We start from the raw sequence: 11,505 nt of genomic DNA on the forward strand, positions 1-11,505 counted from the left end.
AAACTTTCGGATTATTTTGCACAGGAAAGATCCTGCATACATACTTGGAAGAAGCTTCCCTGAAATCCCCATTTTCTATTAATTTTGCCCCTTCAATTAAAAAATCTGAGTATGTCTATTGCCAGCAAATACGATCCGGCTTCGGCTGAGGCCAAATGGTATGCCTACTGGATGGAGCACAAATTTTTCTCCTCCAAAATTGATCCTGAAAAGGAACCTTACACCATAGTCATCCCTCCGCCAAACGTCACCGGAGTCCTTCACATGGGGCATATGCTAAACAATACCATTCAGGATGTATTGATCCGCCGCGCCAGAATGCAGGGGAAAAATGCCTGTTGGGTACCGGGAACAGACCATGCTTCCATCGCTACAGAGGCGAAAGTGGTCAACATGCTCAAAGAAAAAGGAATTGACAAAAAAGACCTTTGCAGGGAAGATTTCCTGAAATATGCTTGGGAATGGAAAGAAAAATACGGAGGAATTATCCTCGAGCAGCTAAAGAAACTAGGAGCTTCCTGTGATTGGGACCGGACAGCCTTTACCATGGATCCGGGACTGAGTGACGCTGTGATTTCTGTATTTGTAGATCTTTACCGAAAAGGAAAAATCTATCGTGGAATCCGTATGGTCAATTGGGACCCAAAAGGCCAAACTGCCCTTTCCGATGATGAGGTGATCATGAAAGAGGTGGCATCCAAATTATACTACATTAAGTATAAGATCGAAGGAACGGAAGACCAATTCTTAACCATTGCGACCACCCGTCCAGAAACCATCATGGCAGACTCAGCCATCTGTATCAATCCGAATGACCCAAGATTTACCCACCTAAAAGGTAAGAAGGCCATCATTCCACTGATCAACCGGACTGTTCCTATCATTGAGGATGAATATGTAGACATGGAGTTTGGTACAGGTTGCCTGAAAGTAACCCCAGCCCACGATATCAATGATTACGAATTGGGGGTAAAACACAAGCTGGAAGTCATTGACATCCTAAACGACAATGGGACCTTGAATGAAAAGGCCCAAATTCTGGTTGGTGAGGACCGCTTCGTAGCCCGAAAGAAAATTGGAAAATTACTGGAGGAAGTCGGTCAACTCGAAAAAATAGAAGAGTACAAATCCAACGTAGGCCATTCTGAAAGAACTGATGCAGTGGTTGAGCCAAAGCTTTCCCTGCAATGGTTCCTTGAAATGAAGGAAATCACCAAACCTGCACTGAAGGCCGTGATGGAAGATGATATTCAACTCCATCCTCCTAAGTTTAAAAACATGTACCGGGCATGGATGGAAAACGTCCGCGACTGGTGTATTTCCAGACAGCTTTGGTGGGGACATAGAATCCCGGCATATTACCTTCCAAATGGAGAGTTTGTAGTGGCTAAAACCGCTGAAGAAGCCCTTGAATTAGCAAATAGCCAATTTAATACTCAATATTCTTTGGCTGACTTAAGACAGGATGAGGATGTATTGGACACTTGGTTCAGTTCTTGGTTATGGCCAATTTCGGTATTTGACACGGATGTATTTACCACCGGTCAGCCCAATGAGGAACTCAAGTATTACTACCCAACCAATGACCTGGTCACCGCACCTGAGATTTTATTTTTCTGGGTAGCAAGAATGATCATCGCTGGGTACGAATACATGGACGAACTTCCCTTCAAAAATGTGTACCTAACTGGGATTGTTAGGGACAAGCTTGGAAGGAAAATGTCCAAATCACTGGGCAACTCTCCAGATCCTCTTGACCTGATTGCCCAATACGGTGCAGACGGGGTGAGGACGGGCATGCTTTTCTCCTCCCCTGCAGGTAATGACCTACCTTTCGATGAAAAACTCGTCGAGCAGGGCCGAAACTTTGCCAACAAAATCTGGAATGCCTTCCGTTTGGTCAAAGGTTGGGAAGTAGATTCTTCTCTTGACGGTTCGGCAAATGCCGCCAGTATGGAGTGGTTTAAAAACCGATTCAACCAAGCTTTGGGAGAAATCAATGAGCATTTCGAGAAATTCAGAATTTCCGATGCCTTGATGACTACCTACAAACTGGTATGGGATGATTTCTGCTCTTGGTATCTGGAAATGATCAAGCCTGGCTATCAGCAACCGATTGACCAGAAGACCTACGATCAAACGATCCAGTATTTTGAAGGAATTCTGAAGCTTTTACATCCTTTTATGCCATTCCTTTCCGAGGAAATTTGGCACCAGATTAAAGAAAGAAGTGTAGAAGAATCCTTGATCATCTCTTCTTGGCCGGAAGCAAAAGGATTTGACAATACGATAATCGAAGAAGCAGCTCAGATATTCGAGGTGGTTTCCCAAGTCAGAAACCTCAGAGCATCCAAAGGTATGTCTCCAAAAGAGGCTTTGGACCTGACCGTCAACACGAAGAACAAGGATTTATATCAGGGTTTCGAAACGGTACTGACCAAATTGGCCAATCTTTCCTCTCTTTCTTTCGGAGAAAAAGTGGAAAACGCCATGAGTTTCGTAGTTAAGGCCGACGAATGCTTTATCCCAATGGGTGATTCCATAAATATTGAAGAGGAGAAAGCTTCTATCGAGAAGGAAATCGAATATACAAAAGGCTTTTTGGCCTCCGTAATGAAGAAGCTAAGCAATGAGCGATTTGTGAGCGGAGCCCCGGCTCAGGTAGTGGAAATGGAAAAGAAAAAACAGGCTGATGCGGAAGCAAAAATTAAGGCCTTGGAAGAAAGCCTAGCAAAATTGGGCTAATCCATTATCAAAGGATATAAAAAAAACCGAAGCCTTACAGCTTCGGTTTTTTGTTTTAAATCGAACTTTGGAACTGGACACACGGCTAAAACAGAGGCTTGAATTATCCTGTATTTCAACCCATTAACTTGACTATAAGAAGCATAAAAAGCACGCAACTTATTATCCCAATTACAATGTTTGAAACTCCAGTAGAAAATAAATCAATCCCATTTTTTGAACCTCCTCCTGCATAATAAAACCTGACAGTTTTTACTTTTTTCCCTTTGAAGAAATTGAATGGTGAAATAATCAACCATTTGACAAGAGCTCCAATCCACTCTAAAATCAAGGAGGAAAAAATATTTTCAATCATTTTTCATGTTCTCGAATCTTAATTTCTCTAAACAAAACCCCTTGTCCCTCACTTTGCAATCCTATATATCCAGACTTTAATGGGGTTCCGTCAACCTTATAAGCAGGATCATAGCGGTTAGCTACTCCCCCACCGACCTGTGGGAATTTATAAGTCAAAACCGTATCTCCATTGACCAGATGATGGACAATGGAATCCTCATAAACAATCAAGTCTGCCTTCACCCACTCATCCCATTGGAAAGTTGGAGCACTGGAATTGATGCAATGTCTCTCATCGATTTTTCCTTCAAATTCCACATCCGTACCCGGAGAACACATATTCCCTGTGGGTCTAGGAACTCCCTCTTCCTCTTCAGCATACATCTGCCATTCTACAGAAATTGGCCAATCCTGTTCTTTCAAAATTGTCTCAGGAGCCTGGGAATGAAACATCACACCAGAATTTCTATACGTATAATTCGGCGCATCTTCCAACCACTGATCCGTAAATCTATACTCCCATTTTAAATGAAATGATGAAAAGGGCTTTTCATAAAACAAATGACCATAACGCTCCTCAAATGAACCATACTCATCGTAATTCACCTCAATAGCACCATCTTTGACTCGAAAAGTACTCGCATAATTATCCCCGACATCGTGGTGATGGATCTTGGGAATCCAGCCTTCTAAATCCTTCCCGTTAAACAAAACCTTCCATTCTGATCGGCTAGGCACCAACCATCTAGAGGATTCATTAACTCGAAAGAACATAAAAAACAATACTAAAAGTAAACAAGCCGAAGTGAGATAAAGAGCCTTTTTCAATAGTTCATAGGTTTTTGGTTATAAAAAGCCCTCTTGGGTTTTGATATCACAAGAGGGCGATGATAGTATAAATCAGTGACTCCAGTTATAACTATCTATTTGCTCAAGACAAGCTTTCAACAATGCGATGGAGTCGGCAATATCCTTTTTATGAGCCATTTCAATCACTTGGTGAAGGTGACGGGTTGGAATGGAAATAGCACCGGCTATAGCACCCTGCTTGCCCATCCTTTGTACTCCGGCAGTATCCGTTCCTCCTGCAGTCAGGATTTCAGGTTGCCAGGTAATCGCCTCCTTATCAGCTGTCTTCTTCATAAATTCCACCATTCGGTAATCACAGATTGTCATGGCATCCATGATCTTAATTGCCGTACCTTTTCCGAGTTCAGTCACCTTTTCGTGAGGCTGGGCTCCCGGCACATCAAATGCAATGGTTGTATCCAAGGCAATTCCAAAATCAGGATTGATTCCATGTGCAGCCACATTGGCTCCTCTGATTCCCACTTCCTCCTGAACCGTAAACGTTGCATAGACATCATAAGCGGGATTCTCCAATTGCTTTAACGCTTCAATCAAAATAAATACAGCAACTCGATTGTCTATGGATTTACAGTTTACACAATCGCCCATTTCAATCAATTCCCTATCCCGAGTGATCGGATCCCCAACGGAAACCAATTTTTCCACTTCTTCTTTTGGCATTCCCAGATCGATGAAAAAATCGGTGGTTTTGGGCAGCTTATTTCTTTCTTCCTGAGTCATCACATGAATGGGCTTGCTTCCCATTACTCCCACTAAGTCTTTTTTACCATGAACAACCACCCGTTGTGCGGTCAAAGTCTTGGGATCGAAGCCTCCCAAAGTGTGAAATCTCAGAAATCCCTGATCATCGATATGAGTTACCATAAATCCGATTTCATCCATGTGGGCAGCTACCATGACTTTTTTACCATCGGGATTTCTAATCCCTTTTTTGAGAGCAATGACATTTCCCAGATTATCTGTTTTCACTTCATCCACCAATGGTTTTACCAGTTCAATGACCAAATCGCGGACACGCTTTTCAAATCCAGGAGCACCGGCTATTTCCGTTAATTCTTTGAGTAGGGCTACATTTATTTCCATCTTATTCAATTTTCAATCAGACCTGAAAATAGCTATTTTCAGCACAACTGAAACAGATAAAAAGAGAAAGGGCACAAAGAAAATTTCTCTGTGCCCTTTTGTCTAATCTGAAAATTGAAAGCTTAATAAGCCCTAACAGTCTTTCCTTCCATGTAGTAGGCAAAAGCCTTGTTAACCACTTGAGTTCCTCCTGCAGTAGGATAGTCTCCTGTAAAATACCAGTCTCCAAGATGATCGGGGATACATCGATGCAAGTTGTCCACCGTTTGGTAAATCACCTTTACTTCCGCTTTGATATCCGGGGAGGTGACTATCTCAGCCACCTTGTCGGAAATCTCCTGATCGGTAAATTGGCTGTAAACTGATTTCACGAAATTCTCTTGGGAATTAGGATAGGTAGTACATGCTTCATAAACCTCATCCAAAATATGAGTCATGTTTCTTTCCTTCAACAATGCCAGCGCAGCACGAAATGCGATGAATTCCTTCATTTTGGACATATCGATGCCGTAACAATCCGGAAACCGAATCTGAGGTGCAGAGGAAACAATGACAATCCTTTTGGGACTCAATTTATCTAAAGTGGTTAGAATACTTTTTTCCAAAGTGGTTCCCCGCACAATACTGTCATCAATCACAACCAGTGTATCTACACCAGGCCTCACTACTTCATAGGTCGTATCGTATACGCTGGACACCATGGTATCCCGGTCGTCATCATTGGTAATGAAAGTACGCAACTTGACATCCTTGCTGACCAGTTTTTCTACCCTTGGACGAAAATTTAATAATTCTTCCAAATCTCCCACATGGGGTTTTCCCTCCAGAAACACCTCTTTTCGCTTGGCCACCAAATACTCCTCAAGGCCTTCAATCATCCCCAAAAAGGCTGTCTCAGCTGTATTTGGAATATAGGAGAATACCGAGTTTTTCAGATCAAAATCAATCGCTTGAAGAATCTGGGGAACCAAAGCCTTACCTAGGTTTTTTCTTTCCTGATAAATGTCCGGATCAGTGCCTCTTGAGAAATAGATACGCTCGAAACTGCAGGATTTCTTTTCTCGGGCAGGCATAATTTCGGCCTCTGTATAGGAACCATCCTTGTTGATAACTAAGGCATGCCCAGGCTGAATTTCCTTGATGGCTTTGAAGTCTATGTTGAAAGCTGATTTGATGGCAGGTTTTTCGGAAGCCACCACAATCACCTCATCATCTGCATAATAAAAGGCCGGGCGAATTCCGGATGGGTCCCTTACTACAAATGCGGAACCGTTTCCAATAATCCCTGCCATGGCATACCCGCCGTCAAAATCACGGCAAGATCTTCTCAGGATTCGTGCCACATCCAGTTCATCTTCGATTACTTGGGTGATTTGTTCGTTGGAATACTGATGCTTGTACTTGTCGAAAATCCGTTGATTTTCTTCATCCAAAAAGTGCCCTATCTTTTCCATTACCGTAACGGTATCGGTCTTTTCTTTGGGATGCTGTCCGAGTTGGACAAGTTTTTCAAAAAGTTGCTCTACATTGGTCATATTGAAATTCCCTGCCATGACCAGGTTTCGGCTTCTCCAGTTGTTTTGCTTGAGGAATGGGTGACAGGTCTCAATACTGTTTTCCCCGTGGGTTCCGTAGCGGAGATGGCCCAACCAAACCTCTCCAGAAAACGCGATATTTTCCTTCAAAAACTCGGCATCAGTCAAAGCCTCATCTCCTCCGAGTTTTTTGGCCTTCTTGTATTTCTTGTTGATCTTGTCAAAGATGTCATTGACAGCAGAAGACTCTACGGAACGATATCGGCTGATATATCTTGTTCCGGGCTTGGTGTTGATTTTGACATTGGCAACCCCGGCACCATCCTGGCCCCGGTTGATTTGTTTTTGCATCAGGACGTACATCCTGTTGGCAGCAAAGGCGGCAGTTCCATATTTATCAATGTAATACTGAGGGGATTTTCTCAGTCTTACCATGGCAATACCGCATTCGTGTTTGATTGCGTCACTCATTGGAGAACCTTAGTGGGTTTATATTTGAGAATTCAAATTTAAGCTTATTTAAAAGATAAACCTCCCAAATAGTTCCAATACTTCTCACTCAATTTCAAAATTCGGCTAGCCAGCCAAATTAAATTTCCGAATCAAGGAATTGCCGTCGCAAAAATCAGAACCTAAGCATAACATATCCCTGGGGAACGTAGGTTGTCGCGGTAGTCAACATGGAATGGGCTATCTCCACTCCTGGCCAAATGTCTTCTTTACTCAGTTTCCTGGCTATCATAGACTGTCCGCAAACCAATATCTCGGCACCCGCTTCTTCCAAAGCCTCAAACACCTTTAAATTGGGGTTATCCACTTCAAAGCGATCCTTGTATTTCGAATCGTTTAGAATAGAAAAAATCGCGCCTCCATGCACTATAACTTTCACATGCAACCTCTCCTTGGGTACTCCTGCCAAACCATGCAGGTTCATGAGTCTTGCGACATTTTCCACAAATCTGCTAACTTCTTTTGGATCCTCCGCAGGGGAAATGAGGTCCACCAGAACTTTGTATTCCAAACTAGGGTCTGGACGTTCAGTTGCATCTTCAATTACAAATACTCCCCCAAAACCTTTAACAATTGGGTAATTTGGAGTTTGGGCCATTAGGGAACTAGAAAGTCCCATGAGGATCAAAAATGCAGGAATCAGTATCTTTTTCATGTGGGTAGGTTTGATGAACGAAAAGTAAACAAAAATCAAATCGAAAAATGCCCATTAATCAAAAAAGCCTCTCCTGAAATCAGGAAAGGCTCTGTGCGCACGAGAAGATTCGAACTTCCACACCCGTAGGGCACCACCCCCTCAAGATGGCGTGTCTACCAGTTTCACCACGTGCGCGGTTAGGGTCTGCAAAAGTAGAAAGCCTACCCATTCGAAGCAAACGCTTTTCTATCCTTTTTTAGCTTTTTTTTCAGCCGTAAACTTTTTTCTCGGCAGCTAAGAGGGTATTGTAAAGTAAGGACGCAATGGTCATAGGACCTACTCCACCCGGAACAGGTGTAATCGCAGATGCTTTCTCCGCAACCTCCCCAAATTTAACGTCACCAATTAGTCTGAACCCTGACTTTTTAGAGGTATCCGCGATTCTATGGATTCCCACATCAATGACTACTGCACCCGGTTTCACCATATTGGCGGTAACAAATTCAGGCTTGCCGATAGCTACAATCAGAATATCAGCTGTTTGGGTGATTTCAGAAAGATTCACGGTACGGCTATGAGTCAAAGTCACAGTAGAATTCCCAGGATATCCATTGCGAGCCATCAAAATACTCATGGGGCTACCCACGATATGGCTTCTTCCTATAACTACACAGTGTTTTCCGGAGGTCTCAATATTGTACCTTTTCAACAATTCAATGATTCCATAAGGCGTAGCTGCAACATAAGCGGGCCAGTTAAGGGCCATTCGACCTACGTTGGAAGGAGTGAATCCGTCAACGTCCTTTTCAGGCTTGATCTTGTCAGTTACCTTTTCTACTGAAATATGATTTGGCAGAGGAAGCTGTACAATCAGCCCGTCAATTTCAGGATTCTCATTGATATCCTCCACGACTTTAAGCAATTCCTCTTCGGAAACAGTATCTTCTAGACGTACCAGTGTAGACTCAAAACCAACCTGTTCGCAGGCTTTCACTTTCGCGTTTACATAGGTTTGGCTTGCTCCATCATTACCCACCAAAATCGCCGCCAGATGCGGTACTTTGCCTCCTTCGGCTTTGATTTCAGATACTCTTCCCGCGATTTCGGATTGAATTTCCTGGGAGGTCTTTTTACCGTCTATTAGTATAGCCATAGCTTTTGTGTTTAGATTTTATGGAAAGAAAAGAACCGAAGAAAAGCAAATGGATTTCAGAGTCCTATTCGATTGATTGCTTTAAGTTACATTAATCCAACTTCAATACCGCCATAAATGCCTCCTGAGGAACTTCCACATTGCCGACTTGTCTCATTCTCTTCTTTCCTTTTTTCTGCTTTTCCAAGAGTTTTCGCTTTCTGGAAATATCTCCACCATAACACTTCGCCAACACATTTTTACGAAGGGCTTTTACGGTCTCTCGGGAAATAATCTTGGTACCAATTGCTGCCTGGATTGCAATTTCGAACATTTGACGAGGCACCAGTTCCTTGAGCTTTTCACAAAGTCGCTTGCCCCATTCATAAGCCTTGTCCCTGTGGACGATTGCGGAAAGTGCATCTACAGGCTCCCCATTGAGCATGATATCCAGCCTAACCATATGGGATGGTTGGAAACCTTTGAGTTCATAGTCCAAAGAAGCATATCCTCTGGAAATGGTCTTCAATTTATCAAAGAAGTCAAAAACAATCTCTGCCAAAGGCATATCAAAGGTCAACTCCACCCGTTCTGCAGTCAGGTAAACCTGGTTTTTGATCTGTCCTCGCTTCTCCATACAAAGTTGGATTACGGGACCCACATATTCAGCTGCGGTGATAATGGAAGCCTTGACAAATGGCTCTTCAATATGCTTGTATTTATTTGGGTCGGGCATATCAGAAGGGGCGTTGATCACCTGATAGGTATCATTGGTCATCAATGCTCTGAACTGGACCGAAGGCACAGTAGTGATCACCGTCATGTCAAATTCCCGCTCCAATCTCTCCTGTACGATTTCCATGTGAAGCATTCCCAGGAAACCGCAACGGAAACCAAAGCCCAAAGCTGCGGAGGTTTCGGGTTCCCAAACCAAGGAAGCGTCATTCAGTTGAAGCTTTTCCATAGATGCCCTGAGTTCTTCAAACTCCGTAGTATCCACAGGATAGATACCGGCAAATACCATTGGCTTTACGTTTTCGAAACCTTGAATAGCCTTTTCACAAGGACGCTTGGTATGAGTAATGGTATCCCCCACTTTCACTTCCTTCGCCACTTTGATTCCGGAAATCAGATACCCAACATTTCCCGCACTCATTTCCTGTTGGGGAATTTGATTAACTCCTAAAATCCCGATCTCATCGGCATCGTATTCCTTGCCTGTATTGACAAACTTGATTTTGTCTCCTTTCTTAAGTGTCCCGTTGAATATTCGGAAGATTACTTCCACTCCACGAAAGGAATTGAATTCAGAGTCAAAAATCATCGCCTGAAGTGGAGCTTCCGGATCTCCGGTTGGAGCTGGGATTTTTTCCACCACAGCATTCAGAATATCCTCAATCCCCAAACCTTCTTTTCCAGAAGCCAAGATGATATCTTCCCTGTCGCAACCAATTAAGTCGATCACTTCGTCAGCAACAACTTCAGGGTCTGCCCCGGGAAGATCTATTTTGTTCAATACAGGAATGATTTCCAAATCGTGACCCAATGCCAGGTAAAGGTTGGAAATAGTCTGCGCTTCAATCCCCTGAGAGGCATCCACAATCAATAAAGCTCCTTCACAAGCTGCAATGGAACGGGAAACTTCATAGGAAAAATCCACGTGTCCCGGAGTATCAATTAGGTTCAGGATATATTCCTCGCCCTTGTAGTTGTATTTCATTTGGATGGCGTGGGACTTAATCGTGATACCACGTTCTCGTTCCAGATCCATGTCATCCAACAACTGGTTCTGCATCTCCCGGTCCGTAACCGTATTGGTAAACTGCAGCAACCTATCAGCCAATGTACTCTTCCCATGGTCGATATGGGCGATGATACAGAAATTTCTAATATTTTTCATAGTCATTCTTGGCGCAAAAGTAGTAAAAAAAGGGGGATTTAAGCGCTAAATTTTAATCCTTGCTAAGTTGGCCTGCCTTCAGTTTTCACATAGGTACAGGAGTGATATTTCCAGGTTTTCTTCTAGCATTTAGAATCCCCATCTTGAAAATCTACTCTCGCTTCCCCAGAAGTTTTACTTTTGCACAAAATCTGAAATTATGAAAACCATCGCCGAAAAAAAGCGCCTGGAAAACATTGCAGAATACATCCTATATCTCTATCAAATGGAGGACCTGATCCGGTCCTATCAGGGCAATATGGAAGAAATCAAACAGTATGTGGTATCGCACTATCCTGTTGAAAGCCAGGAAAAAGAAGATATCTCCCTTTGGTTTGAAGAGCTCCGAAACAAAATGAAGGAGGAAGGAATCATGGAAAAGGGTCATTTGGAAGAAACAAAAAAAATAGTAGAAGAACTTTCTACTATCCATTGGCAACTCCTGAAAACCGACAAAACCTACTTCGAAACTTATCAGCAAGCAAAACCTCATATCATCCAAGCAGTCGTGGATGCAGAAGGAAAGGATCTGGGTAATGAAGTGCAAATTTGCCTGAACGGAGTTTATGGCTTGCTCCTTTGTCGTTTGTTAGGCAAAAAAGTTAGCGACACCCAAATGGCAGCAGCTACAGCTTTCGGACAACTTTTAAGTCTGCTAAATCTGGTTTACCAGCAGGAGATTATTTCCAGGAATTAAATTTTGGTGTTTAATTAACCG

Annotated in this window: 9 protein-coding genes and 1 tRNA gene; 2 read left to right on the plus strand and 8 right to left on the minus strand. The window is 43.0% G+C overall.

All coding sequences use genetic code 11. The features are described from left to right. Positions 1–111: 111 nt before the first annotated feature. Complete coding sequence (locus tag P2G54_RS12070; protein ID WP_275871453.1) at positions 112–2,745, plus strand: valine--tRNA ligase; 2,634 nt, start codon at positions 112–114, stop codon at positions 2,743–2,745. Between the two features lie 115 nt (positions 2,746–2,860). Here P2G54_RS12070 and P2G54_RS12075 read toward each other — a convergent pair whose 3' ends face one another. From P2G54_RS12075 to lepA, 8 genes are all read right to left on the minus strand, one after another. Continuing rightward, positions 2,861–3,100: a hypothetical protein gene (locus P2G54_RS12075; protein ID WP_275871455.1), complete on the minus strand. Its 240-nt coding sequence runs from the start codon at positions 3,098–3,100 to the stop codon at positions 2,861–2,863. Further along, positions 3,097–3,855, minus strand: a complete 759-nt coding sequence (locus tag P2G54_RS12080; protein ID WP_275871457.1) for a DUF1080 domain-containing protein — start codon at positions 3,853–3,855, stop codon at positions 3,097–3,099. The genes P2G54_RS12075 and P2G54_RS12080 overlap by 4 nt, the downstream gene beginning before the upstream one ends. Positions 3,856–3,981: 126 nt before the next feature. Next, positions 3,982–5,034, minus strand: coding sequence for a M42 family metallopeptidase (locus tag P2G54_RS12085; protein WP_275871458.1), 1,053 nt, complete (start codon positions 5,032–5,034; stop codon positions 3,982–3,984). 122 nt (positions 5,035–5,156) lie between these two features. Further along, positions 5,157–7,040, minus strand: a complete 1,884-nt coding sequence (locus P2G54_RS12090) for an amidophosphoribosyltransferase (RefSeq protein ID WP_275871460.1) — start codon at positions 7,038–7,040, stop codon at positions 5,157–5,159. Positions 7,041–7,194: 154 nt separating this feature from the next. Further along, positions 7,195–7,734 (minus strand): DsrE family protein, encoded by a 540-nt coding sequence (locus P2G54_RS12095; protein WP_275871461.1) that lies wholly within the window; start codon positions 7,732–7,734, stop codon positions 7,195–7,197. Between the two features lie 94 nt (positions 7,735–7,828). Next, positions 7,829–7,911: transfer RNA gene (locus P2G54_RS12100), tRNA-Leu, on the minus strand. A gap of 73 nt (positions 7,912–7,984) precedes the next feature. Continuing rightward, positions 7,985–8,869 (minus strand): bifunctional methylenetetrahydrofolate dehydrogenase/methenyltetrahydrofolate cyclohydrolase FolD, encoded by an 885-nt coding sequence (gene folD, locus P2G54_RS12105; RefSeq protein WP_275871463.1) that lies wholly within the window; start codon positions 8,867–8,869, stop codon positions 7,985–7,987. A 91-nt stretch (positions 8,870–8,960) separates the two neighbouring features. Next, the gene (lepA, locus tag P2G54_RS12110; RefSeq protein ID WP_275871465.1) at positions 8,961–10,748 is read right to left on the minus strand and encodes a translation elongation factor 4; all 1,788 of its coding nucleotides are present in this window, start codon (positions 10,746–10,748) and stop codon (positions 8,961–8,963) included. A 199-nt stretch (positions 10,749–10,947) separates the two neighbouring features. On the opposite strand from lepA, the gene P2G54_RS12115 reads away from it, so the two are divergent. After that, positions 10,948–11,484 carry a DUF4924 family protein gene (locus tag P2G54_RS12115; RefSeq protein ID WP_275871466.1) on the plus strand — a complete coding sequence of 179 codons (537 nt, stop codon included), beginning with the start codon at positions 10,948–10,950 and terminating at the stop codon, positions 11,482–11,484. The last annotated feature ends 21 nt before the right edge of the window (positions 11,485–11,505 follow it).

Origin of the sequence: Algoriphagus sp. CAU 1675, assembly GCF_029222925.1 — a bacterium.
Classification (GTDB): domain Bacteria; phylum Bacteroidota; class Bacteroidia; order Cytophagales; family Cyclobacteriaceae; genus Algoriphagus.